The following is a 15,536-nucleotide window of genomic DNA, read 5'->3' as shown; positions in this document are numbered from 1 at the left end:
CGCCGTTTAGCAGGCCGTTGAAAAACGTAGCGAGCGAAGGCTAGACAAGGCGCAATCAGGCGAAAAAGCGCAGTTTACGAGTGGTAAATGAGCATTTTGAGCCTGATTTCAACGCGGTATAGCCGAGCGCAGTAGTTTTTCAACGGCCTGTTAGCGCAACGCCAGATGGCGGCTCAGCAGGGCGCGCAGGGCCGCCGGCTTGACCGGTTTGGCCAGGTAGTCGAGACCGGCGGCGTGCACTTGGGCAATCAATTCCGGGCGCCCATCGGCACTGATCACCACGCCCGGCACCGGCTCGCCCAAGCGGGTGCGCAGCCAGGCCATCAGCTCGGTGCCGGTTTCGCCTTCGTCCAGGTGATAGTCGACCAGCGCCACTTGCGGACGCACCGCCTCGTCGAGCAAGTGCTCGCATTCCAGGCGGTTGCGCGCCGTCCAGACCTGGCAGCCCCAGCGCGAGAGTAGGCTGTGCATACCGGTGAGGATGCTGTCTTCGTTGTCGATGCACAGCACCTGGGTGCCGCTGAGTGCCTGGCCGTTGATTTCGGCGACCACGCTCTTGGCCGGTGCCGCGCTTTTGGCTAGTGGCACGCTGACGCTGAATACGCTGCCTTGGCCTGGCCATGAACGGACTTCCAGCTGATGGTCCAGCACTCGACAGAGCCCGTCGGCGATGGCCAAGCCCAACCCCAGGCCTTTTTCGGCGCGGGTTTGGTGGCTATCCAGGCGTTTGAACTCCTCGAAAATCACCTTGCGCTTGTCCTCGGGAATCCCCGGGCCACGGTCCCAGACCTCCAGGCGCAGCTGCTCGCCCTGCCGGCGTACGCCGAGCAGCACATGGCCCTTGGCGTAGCGGAAGGCGTTGGTGAGGAAGTTCTGCAGCACCCGGCGCAGTAGCTTGATATCGCTGTCGACCCGTAGCGTGCTGCCTTGCACCCGGAAATCTATGCCTTGCTCCAGGGCGAGAACCTTGAACTCGGCGCCCAGGGCATCGAACAGGTTGTTCAGCGGGAAGGCGATGCGCTCCGGTGTGACGCGGCCATTTTCCAGGCGCGAGATGTCCAGCAGGTCACTGATCAGGTCTTCGGCCGAGCGTAGCGAGCTGTCCAGATGACGTACCAACTCCTGTGCATCGCGCGGCAGCACTTCAGGCTGGTGGGCGAGGGCGGCGGAAAACAGTCGCGCGGCATTCAGCGGCTGCATCAGGTCATGGCTGACGGCAGCCAGGAAGCGGGTTTTCGACTGGTTGGCGGACTCGGCGACGCCCTTGGCGGCGCCCAACTCCTGGTTCAGTTGCGAGAGCTCCTGGGTGCGCTCGACGACCCGCTGTTCCAGCCCCTCGTTGGCGTCCTTGAGCGCTTGCTCGGCTTCGCGGAAGGCGGTGATGTCGGTGAAGCTCATGACGAAGCCGCCGCCGGGCATCGGGTTGCCGATCAGCTCGATCACCCGGCCGTTGGGGAACAGCCGCTCGGAGGTGTGGGCGTTGCCCTGGCGCATCCAGTACAGGCGCTTGTCGATGTGTTGCTCGACTGCGCCTGGGCCGCACAGGCCGCGCTCGGCGTTGTAGCGGATAATGTCGGCGATCGGCCGGCCGACGCTGATCAGGTCGTCCGGATATTCGAACAGTTCCAGATAGCGACGGTTCCAGGCCACCAGTCGCAGCGACTGGTCGACCACACTGATGCCCTGGGTGATGTTCTCGATCGCTCCCTGCAGCAGGGCGCGGTTGAACTGCAGCACTTCCGAGGCTTCGTCGACGATGCGCACCACATCCTCGACCTGCATCTCGCGGCCCTCGATGGCCGCCTTGACCACCGCGCGGGTCGACGAGGCGCCGAGCACGCCGGCCAGCAGGTGCTCGGTATGGACGATCCATTCGCTATTGGCCGGCTGGCTGGGGTTGAAGCCCTTGCCCTGGCGGTAGGCGAAGCGCAGGAAACTCTGCCGCGCGCGCTCCTCACCGACGAAGCGGCTGGCCAGGGTCAGCAGGTCTTCGACCTGGACCGCCAGCAGGCTGCGGTTGCTGGGTTTGCTGCCGGCGAACTGGCCGATGAAACGCCCGGCCTGCCAATGCTCGGTGACCCGCGTGCGGGAGAAGTACGAAACCCACACGAACAGCAGGAAATTGCTGGCCAGCGACAGCACCACGCCCCGGGTCAGCGGCTCGACATCAATGCCAATGGGCTGGTAGAGCAGCACCGCCAGGCCGGGAATACTGTCCACCGACCAGCCCAGACCGCGTGCGATCACCGGCAGCACCAGGGTGTAGAACCACATCAGCGAACCCATCGCCAGACCGGCGAATACGCCGCGGCGGTTGGCCTGTTTCCATAGCAGCGCACCAAACATGGCGGGCGCGAGCTGGGTGATCGCGGCAAAGGAGATCTGCCCGATGGTCGCCAGGCTGGCGTTGGAGCCGAGCAGCCGATAGCTGACATAGGCGAGCAACAGAATCAGCACGATGCTTACCCGGCGCACCGAGAGCATCCAGTGACGGAACAGTTCGAACGGCCGCTCGGCATTCTTGCGCCGCAGCAGCAGCGGCAGCAGCATGTCGTTGGAGACCATGGTCGACAGCGCTACCGCCTCGACGATGACCATGCCAGTCGCCGCCGACGCACCGCCGATGAAAGCCAGCAGCGCCAGCGCCGGATGCGCCTCGGCCAGCGGCAGGCTGATGACGAAGGAGTCGGGAATGATCCCGGCCGGCAGCAGCATCTGCCCGGCCAGGGCGATGGGGACCACGAACAAGGCCGCCAGCAGCAGGTAGAGCGGGAATACCCAGCGCGCCACCCGCAGATCCTTGGGTTCGATGTTTTCCACCACGGTGACGTGGAACTGTCGCGGCAGGCAGACGATGGCCATCATCGCCACGCCGGTCTGCACCAGCATCGCCGGCCAGTTCAGCGTCTCCGCCCAGAATCCTTCCAAGGCCGTACTGCTCTGGGCCTTGCTCAGCAGGTCGCCGAAACCGTTGAACAGGCCATAGGTGATGTAAGCGCCGACGGCGAGAAAGGCCAGTAGCTTGACCAGCGACTCGAAGGCAATCGCCAACACCATGCCGCGGTGGTGCTCGGTGACATCCAGGTTGCGGGTACCGAAGAGGATGGCGAACAGTGCCAGGATCAGCGAGACGATCAGCGCCGTGTCCTGGGCGCGGGTGCCGGTGGAGTCGGCGCCGGCGCCGGTCAGCAGGTTCACGCCGAGGACGATGCCCTTCAGCTGCAGGGCGATGTAGGGCAGCACGCCGACCAGGCAGATCAGCGCCACCACCACCGCCAACGACTGCGACTTGCCGTAGCGCGCGGCGATGAAGTCGGCAATCGAGGTGATGTTCTCCTGCTTGCTGATCATCACGATCTTCTGCAGCACCCAGGGTGCGAATAACAGCAGCAGGATCGGGCCCAGATAGATCGGCAGGAATGACCAGAGCTGGCCAGCGGACTGGCCCACGGCGCCGAAGAACGTCCAGCTGGTGCAATACACCGCCAGCGACAGGCTGTACACCGTGGCGCGCATCGAGGCCGGCAGCGGCGCACGCCGACGATCGCCATAGAAGGCGATGGCGAACAGGATGGCCATATAGATCAACGCAACTGCTGCGATCAGTCCGCTGGACAAGGACATGCGTACTCCGGGTTGAAAGCACCGGGGGATTACCCCTCGGTGCGTGATGCTCTGCAACCTGCGCGCAGAGCCTAACAGGCCGTTGAAAAACTACTGCGCTCGGCTATACCGCGTTGAAATCAGGCTCAAAATGCTCATTTACCGCTCGTAAACTGCGCTTTTTCGCCTGACTTCGCCTTGTCTAGCCTTCGCTCGCTACGTTTTTCAACTGCCTGTTAATCCGGCGGTTGGCCGGGAATCTAAGGCTTCTGACAGTGTCGCATCAAAGTACAGTCCAGTCAGGCGCGACTAAGGTCGCAGCCCCCATCCACAGTGTTTCGCCAGTTACAATGTCGCTTGGCGTCGATGAGGATTTCCCATGTTCAAGCCGCAATTGGTCGCACTACAGCGTGGCGCACTGCGCTTGGAACCCATGCTCGATAGCGATATTCCGGAATTGGTGGCGCTGGCCGAGACCAACCGCGACGAGCTGGCCTATATGGCCGGGCCGCTGCGCCTGGACTGGTACCGTGCGGCCTTGAATGAGCAGCGCAACGATTTGGCCCTGCCGCTGTGCATTCGTCTCGGCGAGCGCCTGGTCGGCACGACGCGTTATTTCGATTTCATCACCAATCTGCCGGCCGCCGAGATTGGCGCAACCTGGCTGGACCGCGAACAGCACGGCACCGGGCTGAACACCACGATCAAGTATCTGATGCTGCGCCACGCGTTTGAAAGCTGGCGGATGGTCCGCGTGCAGCTGAAGACCGCCGCCAGCAACCTGCGCTCGCAGCGCGCCATCGAAAAGCTCGGTGCAGTACGTGAGGGCGTGCTGCGTAACCACCGGCGGTTGGCCGACGGTCGCCTCGACGATACCGTGATGTACAGCATCACCGACGCTGACTGGCCGCAGGTCAAGGCCGGCCTGGAGGCGCGTTTCGGCGCCTGAGGCATGGGCGCGGTTCGCGAACAGACCCACTTCTGGCAGGCGGATGCCTTGCCGGGCGTCGAGTTGCTGCATGCACATTACGTCGAGCAGCGCTTCGCCCCGCATGTGCACGAGGGCTATGTGTTCACCGTGATCGAGCACGGCGCGCAGCGTTTCCGCCACCGCGGCAGCGATCACCTGGCGCCGGTCGGCAGCATGGTGCTGATCAATCCGGACGAGGTGCACACCGGCTCCAAGGCGCATGAGCAGGGCTGGCGCTACCGGGCGTTTTACCCGGACAGCGCCCAGGTCAGCGACGTGCTCGGCGAGTTGGGATTCGCTCGCAGCGGCTTACCGTCATTCGCCAGCAGCGTGCTGCAGGACCCGAAATTGCACGTGGCCTTCGCTGCGCTGCACCGCTTGCTGGATGGCGGTGCCAGCGCCTTGCAGCAGCAGACCGCGTGGCGCGAAGCGATCCTGCTGCTGTTCCAGCGTCATGCCTGTTTGCCGCTGGCGCTGGAACCGGGCCGCGAGCCGCGAGCCGCGCGCGGTGGCGCAGGCCAAGGAACTGCTGAGCAGCCAGTTGGCCGAGCCGCCGTCGCTGGAGCAGTTGGCGGCGGCGGTGAACCTGTCGCCGTTCCATTTCGCCCGCGTGTTCCGCGCTACAACCGGGCTGCCACCGCACGCCTGGCTCAAACAACGGCGTCTGGAGCAGGCGCGGCTGTTGCTCAAGGCCGGTTGCGCGCCGATCGGCGTCGCCGCACAGCTGGGCTTCGCCGATCAGAGCCACTTGAGTCGCCAGTTCAAGCAGGCCTATGGCGTGGCGCCGGGCGAGTACCGCAAGGCCTGCACCCGCTAGGCTGGATCACGCCGCACTGCAGTCATCCGACGAGTAGCAAGATCGTTCAAGACGCTCTCCGACCCGCGCGCTAACCTCAGGCGTTCAAGGAGGTGGCATGTCCCGTCAACACGAATTCCTGCAAGGTGCGCGCGATATCGTCCCATTGGTGGTCGGCGCGATCCCGTTCGGCATCATCTTCGGCTCCCTGGCCAGCAGCTACGGGCTGTCGGTTTGGCAGACCCTGGGCATGTCGCTGCTGGTGTTCGCCGGTTCGGCGCAGTTCATCGCCATCACCCTGATCGGCGGCGGCGCCGGGGTGGCCGTGGTGCTGCTCACCACCTTCGTGGTCAACCTGCGCCACGCGCTGTACAGCGCCACCTTGCAACCCTTCGTGCGCCATCTGCCGAAGCGCTGGCGCATGCCGCTGGCGTTCTGGCTGACCGACGAAGCCTTCGCCGTGGTCCAGCACCGCTACGCCGAACGTGACGCGTCGCCGCACAAGCATTGGTACTACTGCGGCGCGGCGCTGACCATGTACCTCAACTGGCAGCTGAGCACCGTGGTGGGCGTGCTGTTCGGCCAAGCGGTGCCGAACCTGGCGGCCTGGGGCCTGGATTTCGCCATGCTGGCGACCTTCATCGGCATCGTCGTGCCGATGCTCAAGAGTCGTCCGCAGATAGCCGCGGCATTGGTCGCCGGCGCAGTGGTGCTGCTGTGCAACGAGCTGCCGTACAAGCTCGGGCTGATGGCGGCGGCGCTGTCCGGCATCGCCGTGGGTATCGTGCTGGAACGCCGCGCCGCCTGGCAGCAGGCAGAGGAGGGCGTGTGATGCAGACCTGGTGGCTGATTCTCGGCATGGCGGCGATCACCTTCGCGATTCGCTACAGCCTGTTCGCCTGGCCGGACTTGCGCTTCCCGCCGGTGGTGCGTCAGGGCCTGCACTACGTGCCGACTGCCGTGCTCACGGCGATCGTGGTGCCGGGCATGTTCATGCCCGATGGCCAGCACTTGCAGGTGTCGCTGGACAACGCCTTCCTGCTGGCCGGTCTGGCGACCATCCTCATCGCCGCGCTGAGTCGCCATCTGCTGGGCACCATTCTCGGTGGTTTGCTGATCTTCTTCCTGCTGCGCTGGGCACTTGGGCAACTGCCTGTCTGAAAGTCGCCAAAGTATTCCTATTGGCTAATTCCTCGTATTTACGTCGGAAAGCCTTTCGCGTAATTTGCGCCCCTTTTTACCGGCCGCTCGAGGCCGTGGATTGGGGAAGACACGTTATGCAGTCTGTCGGAATGCCTTCGCGCCTGGCTCTGGGCGTCGCGCTGGCGCTGGGCGCCATCACTTCGGTCGCGGCCGAGGAACTCGAACTGGGCAACGTCGAGGTGGTCGGCGACTGGTTGGGCGAGGCGACCGATGAGGACGTCAAGAACCACCCGGGCGCGCGTAGCGTGGTCAGTCAGCAGACCATCGAGGAAAGCGGCGCCAAGCAGGTCCGCGAACTGCTGCGCCGGGTACCCGGCCTGCAGGTGCAGGAAAGCAACGGCACCGGCGGCAGCGACCTGGCCCTCAACGTCGGCGCCCGCGGCCTCACCGCGCGCCTGTCTCCGCGTTCGACCATCCTCATCGACGGCGTGCCGATGGCCTTCGCGCCCTACGGCCAGCCGCAGCTGTCGCTGGCCCCGGTGGCGGTCGGCAACCTGGAGAAGATCGACGTGGTGCGTGGCGGCGGGGCAGTGCGCTACGGCCCGCAGAACGTCGGTGGCATCATCAACTTCGTGACCCGCGAGATCCCCGAGACCCAGGCTGGCAACGTCAACATCGGTACCGAAGTGGCCGGGCACGGCGGCTTCAAGACCCAGACAAGCGCGTTCCTCGGCGGCACCGCCGACAACGGCATGGGCGCGGCGCTGCTCTATTCCGGCATTCGCGGCGCCGGCTACCGTGACGACAACGACGGCACACTGGTCGACGATTTCATGCTGAAGAACAAGTTTGCCCTCAGCGAGATCGACGAGCTGGCGACCAGCCTGCACTACTACCGCGCCGACGCCGACATGCCTGGCGGCCTGAATGCCGCACAATTCGACGACGATCCTTACCAGTCGGTGCGCTCGTACGACAGCTTCGAAGGCGAGCGCAAGGACTTCTCCTTCAAATACACCCGTACCCCGGACGCCAACCGCACCTTCGAGCTGGGCTCGTACTATTACGAGAGCTACCGAGGCAGCAATATCGTCACCGAGCGCAGCGCGGTCAATGACCAGCTGATGTCCTACCCGCGCAACTACCACGTGTTCGGCATCGAGCCGCGCTACTCGCAGCTGTTCCTGTGGGGCGAAGTCGCCCATGAGGTTGGCGTCGGCTACCGCTACGTCGACGAGGGCATGCACGAGCAGACCAAGAGCAGCGCGGTGTACAAGCGCGCCAGCGGCACGCCGTACACCACGCCATTCACCGAGACCGCCGACAACACCGGCGGCACCGAAGCGCATTCGGTGTACATCGATGACCGTATCGACGTCGGCCGCTGGACGGTCACCCCGGGGCTGCGCTACGAGCGGGTGCGCACCACCTGGCACAACCGCCTGAAGGGCTACGAGCGCGAGGTCAACTACCTCGAGCCGCTGCCGTCGCTGAACGTCATGTACCACCTCTCCGATGCCTGGAAGCTGTACGCCAACTACAACACCTCGTTCGGCTGCCTGCAGTACTTCCAGCTCGGTCAGGACCCCGGAGCGCCGCTACCGTCCTACGGCAACGAAGTTGGCCCGGGCCTGGAGCCGGAGAAGGCGCACACCTACGAGCTCGGCACGCGCTACGACAACGGCGCCTGGCGCGGCGAGGTGACATTGTTCCGCATCGAATTCGACAGTCAGCTGCAGTACGCCAAGCAGGACGGCTGGACGCAGCTCGGCGCGACCACCCACCAAGGCATCGAGACGGCGCTGAGCTACGACCTCGGCAGCCTCGATCCGATGCTCGACGGGCTGTCCACCTACGCCAGCTTCACCTACACCAAGGCCACCGCCGACAAGGGTGTGTTCGCCGACCAGGACCTCAACTTCTATTCGCGCATCACCTCCACCCTCGGCCTGCGCTACACGCGCAACCGCTGGACCTGGAACCTCGACGGCTTCGCCCAGTCGCAGCAGTACGTTGCCGACGTCGCCAACGGCATCTATTACCGCGACGAAACCGCCGATGGCCGCTACGGCGACATCCCCGGCTACGCGATCTGGAACGCCCGCGGCGAGTACGCCTTCGGCCCGCAGCTGTCGAACCTGACGCTCGGCGTCGGGGTGAAGAACCTGCTCGGTCACGAGTACTTCACCCGTTCGCTGGACAACAACTACGGCAAGTACCTCGGTCAACCGCGCACCCTGTTCGTCCAGGCTGGGGTCAGCTTCTGATCCGCAGAGGGTAAAAAAGGGCGCCATTGGCGCCCTTTTTTCATGCGTCGGTCATCCGCCTGGCGAAAACTGTGGCTTGTGGTGCGCCATGTGCCGTCCTATCAGCTCTGGACGGTTTCGCCGCGCTCGCGGCTTTCCACGACCCTTTAAGGTGACAAGGACGATGACCCAACACTCGCAATTCGCCCTGCTGGGCAAGAAGCGTTTCCTGCCGTTTTTCATTACTCAGCTACTTGGTGCGTTCAACGACAACATCTTCAAGCAGTCGCTGATCCTCGCCATCCTGTTCAAGCTCAACGTCTCCGGTGACCGCACGATATTGGTCAACCTGTGTGCGCTGCTGTTTATCCTGCCGTTCTTTCTGTTTTCCGCGTTGGGCGGGCAGTTCGGGGAGAAATTCACCAAGCACCGGCTGATCCGCGCCATCAAAGTGGCCGAGATCGTCATCATGCTGATCGGTGCGGCAGGCTTCCTGCTCAATAACCTGCCGCTGATGTTTATTGCGCTGTTCGGCATGGGCACCCACTCCGCACTGTTCGGTCCGGTGAAATATTCGATTTTGCCGGCCGCGCTGCGCGAGAACGAGCTGGTCGGTGGTAACGCCCTGGTGGAAATGGGCACCTTCCTGGCAATCCTGGCCGGCACCATCGGTGCTGGCGTGATGATGTCGAGCCACGCCTACGCCCCCGTGGTAGCCACTGCCATCGTGCTGGTGGCGTGCGGCGGTTACCTGAGCAGTCGGGGGATTCCCTATGCGGCGGCGGCGTTGCCTTCGCTGAAACTGGACTGGAATATCTTTCGCCAATCCTGGTCGATCCTGCGCTTGGGCCTTGGGCAGCGCCCGGCGGTGTCGCGCTCATTGGTTGGCAACTCGTGGTTCTGGTTTCTCGGCGCGATCTATCTCACCCAGATCCCGGCGTATGCCAAGGAGTGGTTGCACGGCGACGAGACGGTGGTAACGCTGATCCTCACCGTGTTCTCGGTGGGCATCGCACTGGGCTCGATGCTCTGCGAACGGCTGTCCGGGCATAAGGTGGAAATCGGCCTGGTGCCGTTCGGCTCGATTGGCCTGACGGTGTTTGGTCTGCTGCTGTGGTGGTGCTCGGGCGGTTTTCCGCTGGCGGCCGCACCGCATGATTGGCTGGCGGTGCTCGGCTACGGCCAGGCCTGGTGGATACTCGGCTCGATCCTGGGTATCGGCGTCTTCGGCGGCTTCTATATCGTGCCGCTGTACGCGCTGATCCAGTCGCGGACCGCCGAGAGCGAACGAGCGCGGGTGATCGCCGCCAATAACATCCTCAACGCGTTGTTCATGGTGGTCTCGGCGATTGCCTCGATCCTGTTTCTTAGCGTGGCCGGGTTATCGATCCCCCAGCTGTTCCTGGTGGTGTCGTTGATGAACATCGCGGTGAATAGCTACATTTTTAAAATCGTCCCCGAGTTCACCGTGCGCTTCCTGATCTGGCTGCTCAGCCATTCCATGTACCGCGTCGAACATCGTGGCTTGCAGGCGATTCCCGAAGAAGGCGCGGCGGTGCTGGTCTGTAACCACGTGTCGTTCGTCGATGCGCTGCTGATCGGTGGCGCGGTGCGTCGGCCGGTGCGGTTCGTGATGTATTACAAGATCTACCGCTTGCCGGTGCTCAACTTCATCTTCCGTACCGCCGGCACCGTGCCGGTCGCCGGGCGTAACGAGGATCTGCTGATCTATGACGCGGCCTTCAAACGGATCGGTGAATACCTGCGTGCAGGCGAGGTGGTGTGCATCTTCCCCGAGGGCAAGTTGACCGGTGACGGCGAGGTGGATGAGTTCAGAAGCGGCATTGCTCGGATTCTCGAAGAAAATCCGGTGCCGGTGATTCCCATGGCGCTGCAAGGCTTGTGGGGTAGCTTCTTCAGCCGTGCGCCGAGTCGTGGGCTGTTCCGCCGGCTGTGGTCGCGCATCACGCTGGTGGCGGGCACGCCGCTAGCGCCCGAGCAGGCCAATCCACAGCTTCTGCAGGCTCAGGTGAACGAGTTGCGGGGTTCGTTGCGCTGAAGCCTGGCCCCTCTCCCGTGGACGGAGAGGGGCCAGCTGTTAATGGCTGACTTTGAGGCCAATCAGCCCGCAGACGATCAACGCCACGCTGATCAGGCGCAGCAGTGCCATGGATTCACCGAACAGAATGATCCCGGCGATTACCGTGCCGACGGCGCCGACTCCGGTCCAGATCGCATAAGCGGTGCCGAGCGGCAGATCTTTCATGGCCAGGCCAAGCAGACCCAGGCTGACTAGCATCGCTGCGATGGTCAGAGCGGTGGGAAGAGGGCGGGTGAAGCCGTCGGTGTACTTCAGGCCAATGGCCCAGCCGACTTCGAACAGTCCAGCGAAGAACAAGATGATCCAGGGCATACCGAGCTCCTTGATAGGGGCCGTCCCCGACGAGAATTACGCAGCAGCGCGTTGAGGTCGTCCTCACAAGAATGCCGATTTTGCCAATTGTTGACTTGTCGGGCAAGTTTTTCGGGCTTTCTTGGGCGGCTGCAAGGGCGCGGTCGATTGGCCTGCGCCCGCAGGAATATCAGATGCCTTGCGGAGTTTCCTCGCCGCCGAGGGCTTCGAACAAGGCCGGCAGGAACTCGTTGAAGGTCAGCATCATCAAGGCAAAGCTGGCGTCCTGTTGGCTGAGCGCGTCGTCGCCGCCATCTTGTTCGGCCTGATCGGTCAGCAAGTCTTCGAAACGCAGGCGTTTGACGATCATCTTGTCATCGAGGACGAAGGACAGCTTGTCCTGCCATGCCAATGACAGTTGGGTGGCTACTTTGCCAGAGGACAGGTGCAGCTGGATTTCATCGCCGGCCAGGTCCTGACGCTTGCAGCGGACCACGCCACCATCTTCTGCGGTATCGCGCAGCTCGCATTCGTCGAGCACGGTGAAATCGGCAGCGGCTTGCTGGTTTTTCAGCCAGTCGGTAAGCGTGGCCGTCGGCGCGATTTTCACGGTTAGCGGACGCACTGGCAGCGAGCCAATGACTTCACGCAGGGTCGAGAGCAAGTCTTCGGCGCGTTTGGGGCTGGCAGAGTTGACCAGGATCAGGCCTTGCTTGGGCGCGATCGCCGCGAAAGTGGCTGAGCGACGAATGAATGCGCGTGGCAGGAAGGCCTGGATGATTTCATCCTTTATCTGGTCACGTTCCTTCTTGTAGACCTTACGCATTTGCGTGGCTTCGATTTCATCGACCTTCTCCTTGAGCGCATCCCGCACCACGCTGCCCGGCAAAATACGTTCTTCCTTACGAGCGGCAATCAGCAGGAAATCTTGGCTGACATGCACCAATGGGGCGTCTTCGCCCTTGCCGAACGGTGCGACGAATCCATAAGTGGTCAGCTCCTGGCTAGCGCACGGGCGAGCAGGCTTAGCGGCCAGTGCTGCCTCCAGAGCTTCGGCGTCAAAAGGCAGATCCTGAGTAAGGCGATAGACGAGCAGGTTGCGAAACCACATGACGGTAAATCTCCAATGCCGCATAAAGCGCGCATTATTCTCTCCCTGCCGGAATAGGCCAACCCTGAGCTAAGCCTTTGGTGCGTCAGTGAAAACTATTTCAAAAAGAGGTTGCCAGGGTGTTTGTCGCTCCGTAGAATGCGCGCCACACCGAGAGTGAAGGGTGATTAGCTCAGCCGGGAGAGCATCTGCCTTACAAGCAGAGGGTCGGCGGTTCGATCCCGTCATCACCCACCAATCCTTCTTAGTGTTACGCGCAGCGGTAGTTCAGTCGGTTAGAATACCGGCCTGTCACGCCGGGGGTCGCGGGTTCGAGTCCCGTCCGCTGCGCCATTTTCCCTCCTCGCTTCACCTCTGTTTCCTTCAGTCCTTATTTCTCCTCGATAGCTACCCAAATACCTGAACTTATTCAGGTTTTCTCGTTCCTATGGCCGTAGCCAGTAAATGTGGCGGCCTGCTAAGCTCGCGCCTTCACTCGACAGCCTTTGGCGCACAGCACAGACAAGGAAAAAGTATGAAACAACATCGTTTAGCGGCGGCAATGGCCCTTGTGGGGTTGGTTCTCGCGGGTTGCGATTCGCAGACCAGCGTAGAGCTGAAAACCCCAGCCCAGAAAGCCTCCTACGGCATCGGTCTGAACATGGGCAAAAGCTTGGCGCAGGAAGGCATGACTGACCTGGATTCCAAGGCTGTAGCGCAAGGCATCGAAGACGCGATTGGTAAGAAAGATCAAAAATTGAAAGATGAAGAACTGGTTGAGGCCTTCGCCTTTTTGCAAAAGCGTTCCGAAGAGCGCATGGCCAAGGTGAATGAAGAATCCGCCGCAGCTGGCAAGAAATTCCTCGAAGAGAACGGCAAGCGTGAAGGTGTGGTGACTACCGCTTCTGGCTTGCAGTATGAAGTTGTGAAGAAAGCCGACGGCGCCCAGCCTAAGCCTACCGACGTAGTGACCGTTCATTACGAAGGAAAACTGACTGATGGCAAAGTGTTCGACAGTTCGGTCGAACGTGGTAGCCCGATTGATCTGCCAGTGAACGGAGTGATTCCGGGTTGGGTTGAAGGTCTGCAGCTGATGCATGTGGGCGAAAAGTACAAACTGTATATCCCGAGCGAACTGGCCTACGGCGCGCAAAGCCCAAGCCCGGCGATTCCGGCTAATTCGGTGCTGGTGTTCGACCTCGAACTGCTGTCCATCAAGGACCCGGCGGCGCAGCAGCAACAGCAACAGTAAGCGACTCGATTTCAACAACGCCCCGTCTCGACGGGGCGTTGTTGTTTCTGGTGGAAAATAACGAACGCGCTGTTGATCGTGGCGTCTCAACTTAGCGAGATGAGGGAGGAAGTGTTACGGTTATGCACATTGCACGGGCGTTCCGAATTGTTTTTTAGGGGCGAATCTCGGATTTTTTCAAATTTTTTAACTTATTGAATTTATTTGTTTTTTTCCTGTGTTTAAAAATTGCCCGATCTAACCGAAAGCCATGCGGGACGGGCGTTTGCCTCAATCACTCAGATTTTGTTAACAAGGTTATCCACAGGTTCCGTGGATAACCTGTGCGAGCCCTTTAGTACCGGCGTTTGCGAGGTATTGAGATGAAAGCACCATGGAAATTCGATCGTTACCTACCGATTGCCCAGCGTTTCCTCAGCCAAGGACGGCTGCCGTTATTGCTGTTGGCTGTGGCTCGAAAGAGTGCAGGGAAGGGGCGACGACTAGCTGGCGTCAAAGACGATTTACTCCTCCTGCAGTCGCTTTGTATTGCTTGGTGGCGGGGCGAATACCGAGCGATCAGCAAGCAGGCGTTACTCTCAGTCGTAGCGGCATTGGCGTATTTCCTTTCGCCGTTGGACGCGATTCCAGACTTTCTATTGGGCGTGGGCTTTGTCGATGATTTCGCCGTTCTGGCTTGGCTGATGAGTACCTGGCGACACGAGCTGGATGCTTTTCGCACATGGCGCGAAGCGCAGTCGCCTAAGCGGCGGGCGAAGCTGTTGACATTGCCGTCGCCACGCACCCTGCGCGGTAAGGGATGATTGAATCAGGCATGGTGCGCTGAGCGCGAATTTGTCCTGTTAAGATGAGCGCGTTCAATGGATGTCGTGGGAAATAAATGAACGTGCAGATGATCATGCGTGATGGTGAGCCAGAGTACGCCGTTTTGCCTTGGGCGGAGTACCAGGCGTTATTGCAAGCCGCCGGAAAAGGTTCGAAGGCCGCCACCGTAGTAGCCACGGTACGTTGCGGTTTAGACCAGCTCACACGTTTGCGTGAAGAAAAGGGCCTGACCCTTGAGCAATTGGCAAAGGCTGTAGGCGTCAGTCCGCCGTATTTAGCTATGATCGAAAGAGGAGAGCGTCAACCGGACGCGGCTATCCAGCGCGCCTTGGCATGGAATCTGGGCGTTGATGGTTGGGGGGAAGAGGTTTGAGTGTACGGATCAGTCGACAGCATTGGCAGGCGCTTCTTGGCGAGCTTGAAGATGCACGGCGACAGCGTCATCTCCTGACCTATCGAGCTCTCATTGAACGTTTGGAACTGCCCACCCCGGCCATGCAGACCCTGACTGCCGCCTTGGAACACTTGGCGGCCTTGGATGCGCGCGCCGACCGGCCGTTACGCAGCGCGTTGGTCATCAGTCAGGGGGCAAGCCGCTTGCCGCGCACAGGTTTCTTCGACAGCGTGGTACATCTGGGACGCTTTGCCGGTCCTCCCGATGGCGTGGCAGCAGCATCCTGGCATGCAGCGGAAGTGGTGCGAGTATTTGAGTTCAGCTATCCCGAGGATTGCTGACATGTGGCTCTGGCAGCTGCGTGCGCGGCTCGGCTATTGGTGCGCGCGGCGACTGATGCGTTGGGCGTGGTTGGTTCGCCAGCCTCGCGCTTGGCAATGGATGCAGGGTCAATTTTCTCGCCTGGCCGCTTTAGGCGATCAGTCCGCACAAAGCTTCTACGGGCATCTGCTGATATTTCGCGGCCAGGGATTTGGTTCGCGTGAGGAGGGCATTCGCTTGTTACGCCAGGCGGCAACAGCGGGTGACGGTAAAGCCGCTTACCAGCTCGGTGTGCTAAGCCTGGCCGGCGATAGCCGCCAAGCACCAGATGGCCGCGAAGCTGCACGCTGGTGGGTTCTGGCGTCCAATGCAGGGCATCCGCTGGCGAGCCGGCGTTTGGCCGAGCTGTACCGTACCGGTGGTGCAGGCTTGCCAGCCGATACGCAGCAGGCTGACCGTTATGCCGCGCTGGCTAGCGAGCGCGGTCTCTGAGAGCCGCAAGCA

13 protein-coding genes, 2 tRNA genes and 1 pseudogene are annotated in these 15,536 nt (G+C 61.8%); 13 read left to right on the top strand and 3 right to left on the bottom strand.

All coding sequences use genetic code 11. The features are described from left to right. Positions 1 to 150 precede the first annotated feature (150 nt). The gene (locus tag NVV93_RS13260; protein ID WP_258251110.1) at positions 151 to 3,624 is read right to left on the bottom strand and encodes a PAS domain-containing hybrid sensor histidine kinase/response regulator; all 3,474 of its coding nucleotides are present in this window, start codon (positions 3,622 to 3,624) and stop codon (positions 151 to 153) included. 358 nt (positions 3,625 to 3,982) lie between these two features. Here NVV93_RS13260 and NVV93_RS13255 point away from each other — a divergent pair, with 358 nt between their 5' ends. The 6 genes and pseudogenes from NVV93_RS13255 to NVV93_RS13230 all read left to right on the top strand — a co-directional run bounded on the left by NVV93_RS13255 (position 3,983) and on the right by NVV93_RS13230 (position 10,817). Further along, the gene (locus NVV93_RS13255; RefSeq protein WP_258251109.1) at positions 3,983 to 4,552 is read left to right on the top strand and encodes a GNAT family N-acetyltransferase; all 570 of its coding nucleotides are present in this window, start codon (positions 3,983 to 3,985) and stop codon (positions 4,550 to 4,552) included. A 3-nt stretch (positions 4,553 to 4,555) separates the two neighbouring features. Further along, positions 4,556 to 5,390, top strand: a pseudogene (locus NVV93_RS13250) (AraC family transcriptional regulator). 97 nt (positions 5,391 to 5,487) lie between these two features. After that, on the top strand, positions 5,488 to 6,201 hold the full coding sequence (locus tag NVV93_RS13245; RefSeq protein ID WP_258251108.1) for an AzlC family ABC transporter permease: 714 nt from the start codon (positions 5,488 to 5,490) through the stop codon (positions 6,199 to 6,201). Beyond that, a complete protein-coding gene (locus tag NVV93_RS13240) occupies positions 6,201 to 6,530 on the top strand; it encodes an AzlD domain-containing protein (protein WP_258251107.1) in 330 nt (109 codons plus the stop codon). The genes NVV93_RS13245 and NVV93_RS13240 overlap by 1 nt, the downstream gene beginning before the upstream one ends. A gap of 116 nt (positions 6,531 to 6,646) precedes the next feature. Next, positions 6,647 to 8,779, top strand: a complete 2,133-nt coding sequence (locus tag NVV93_RS13235; RefSeq protein WP_258251106.1) for a TonB-dependent siderophore receptor — start codon at positions 6,647 to 6,649, stop codon at positions 8,777 to 8,779. Positions 8,780 to 8,942: 163 nt separating this feature from the next. Further along, positions 8,943 to 10,817, top strand: coding sequence for an MFS transporter (locus tag NVV93_RS13230; protein WP_258251105.1), 1,875 nt, complete (start codon positions 8,943 to 8,945; stop codon positions 10,815 to 10,817). A gap of 39 nt (positions 10,818 to 10,856) precedes the next feature. Here the strand turns inward: NVV93_RS13230 and sugE are convergent, their stop codons facing one another. Together sugE and rdgC are read right to left on the bottom strand one after the other, a co-directional pair. Then, entirely contained in the window at positions 10,857 to 11,171 is a 315-nt protein-coding gene (gene sugE / locus NVV93_RS13225; protein ID WP_258251104.1) for a quaternary ammonium compound efflux SMR transporter SugE, read from the bottom strand. Between the two features lie 169 nt (positions 11,172 to 11,340). After that, complete coding sequence (gene rdgC, locus NVV93_RS13220) at positions 11,341 to 12,261, bottom strand: recombination-associated protein RdgC (RefSeq protein ID WP_258251103.1); 921 nt, start codon at positions 12,259 to 12,261, stop codon at positions 11,341 to 11,343. A gap of 161 nt (positions 12,262 to 12,422) precedes the next feature. Here rdgC and NVV93_RS13215 point away from each other — a divergent pair. The 7 genes from NVV93_RS13215 (at position 12,423) to NVV93_RS13185 (ending at position 15,524) form a co-directional block, all read left to right on the top strand. Next, positions 12,423 to 12,498 (top strand) — tRNA-Val (locus NVV93_RS13215). Between the two features lie 19 nt (positions 12,499 to 12,517). Beyond that, positions 12,518 to 12,594, top strand: a tRNA-Asp gene (locus tag NVV93_RS13210). Positions 12,595 to 12,775: 181 nt separating this feature from the next. Then, positions 12,776 to 13,492 carry an FKBP-type peptidyl-prolyl cis-trans isomerase gene (locus NVV93_RS13205; RefSeq protein ID WP_258251102.1) on the top strand — a complete coding sequence of 239 codons (717 nt, stop codon included), beginning with the start codon at positions 12,776 to 12,778 and terminating at the stop codon, positions 13,490 to 13,492. Positions 13,493 to 13,854: 362 nt separating this feature from the next. Further along, the gene (locus tag NVV93_RS13200) at positions 13,855 to 14,295 is read left to right on the top strand and encodes a YkvA family protein (protein WP_258251101.1); all 441 of its coding nucleotides are present in this window, start codon (positions 13,855 to 13,857) and stop codon (positions 14,293 to 14,295) included. Between the two features lie 77 nt (positions 14,296 to 14,372). Further along, positions 14,373 to 14,690 (top strand): helix-turn-helix domain-containing protein, encoded by a 318-nt coding sequence (locus NVV93_RS13195; protein ID WP_258251100.1) that lies wholly within the window; start codon positions 14,373 to 14,375, stop codon positions 14,688 to 14,690. Continuing rightward, positions 14,687 to 15,052, top strand: a complete 366-nt coding sequence (locus NVV93_RS13190; RefSeq protein ID WP_258251099.1) for a hypothetical protein — start codon at positions 14,687 to 14,689, stop codon at positions 15,050 to 15,052. The genes NVV93_RS13195 and NVV93_RS13190 overlap by 4 nt, the downstream gene beginning before the upstream one ends. After that, positions 15,045 to 15,524, top strand: coding sequence for a tetratricopeptide repeat protein (locus NVV93_RS13185; RefSeq protein WP_258254365.1), 480 nt, complete (start codon positions 15,045 to 15,047; stop codon positions 15,522 to 15,524). The genes NVV93_RS13190 and NVV93_RS13185 overlap by 8 nt, the downstream gene beginning before the upstream one ends. The last annotated feature ends 12 nt before the right edge of the window (positions 15,525 to 15,536 follow it).

The sequence above is a fragment of the Pseudomonas sp. LS44 genome (genome assembly GCF_024730785.1).
Classification (GTDB): Bacteria; Pseudomonadota; Gammaproteobacteria; order Pseudomonadales; family Pseudomonadaceae; genus Aquipseudomonas.
The sequence above is the reverse complement of the archived record's forward strand: the minus strand, read 5'-3'. Positions and strand labels throughout refer to the sequence as shown.

What these genes read in the sequence shown, in the direction of transcription:
- NVV93_RS13260 (WP_258251110.1), bottom strand. Translation starts at nt 3,624, where the DNA reads ATGTCCTTGTCCAGCGGACTGATCGCAGCAGTTGCGTTGATCTATATG.
- NVV93_RS13255 (WP_258251109.1), top strand. Translation starts at nt 3,983, where the DNA reads ATGTTCAAGCCGCAATTGGTCGCACTACAGCGTGGCGCACTGCGCTTG.
- NVV93_RS13245 (WP_258251108.1), top strand. Translation starts at nt 5,488, where the DNA reads ATGTCCCGTCAACACGAATTCCTGCAAGGTGCGCGCGATATCGTCCCA.
- NVV93_RS13240 (WP_258251107.1), top strand. Translation starts at nt 6,201, where the DNA reads ATGCAGACCTGGTGGCTGATTCTCGGCATGGCGGCGATCACCTTCGCG.
- NVV93_RS13235 (WP_258251106.1), top strand. Translation starts at nt 6,647, where the DNA reads ATGCAGTCTGTCGGAATGCCTTCGCGCCTGGCTCTGGGCGTCGCGCTG.
- NVV93_RS13230 (WP_258251105.1), top strand. Translation starts at nt 8,943, where the DNA reads ATGACCCAACACTCGCAATTCGCCCTGCTGGGCAAGAAGCGTTTCCTG.
- sugE (WP_258251104.1), bottom strand. Translation starts at nt 11,171, where the DNA reads ATGCCCTGGATCATCTTGTTCTTCGCTGGACTGTTCGAAGTCGGCTGG.
- rdgC (WP_258251103.1), bottom strand. Translation starts at nt 12,261, where the DNA reads ATGTGGTTTCGCAACCTGCTCGTCTATCGCCTTACTCAGGATCTGCCT.
- NVV93_RS13205 (WP_258251102.1), top strand. Translation starts at nt 12,776, where the DNA reads ATGAAACAACATCGTTTAGCGGCGGCAATGGCCCTTGTGGGGTTGGTT.
- NVV93_RS13200 (WP_258251101.1), top strand. Translation starts at nt 13,855, where the DNA reads ATGAAAGCACCATGGAAATTCGATCGTTACCTACCGATTGCCCAGCGT.
- NVV93_RS13195 (WP_258251100.1), top strand. Translation starts at nt 14,373, where the DNA reads ATGAACGTGCAGATGATCATGCGTGATGGTGAGCCAGAGTACGCCGTT.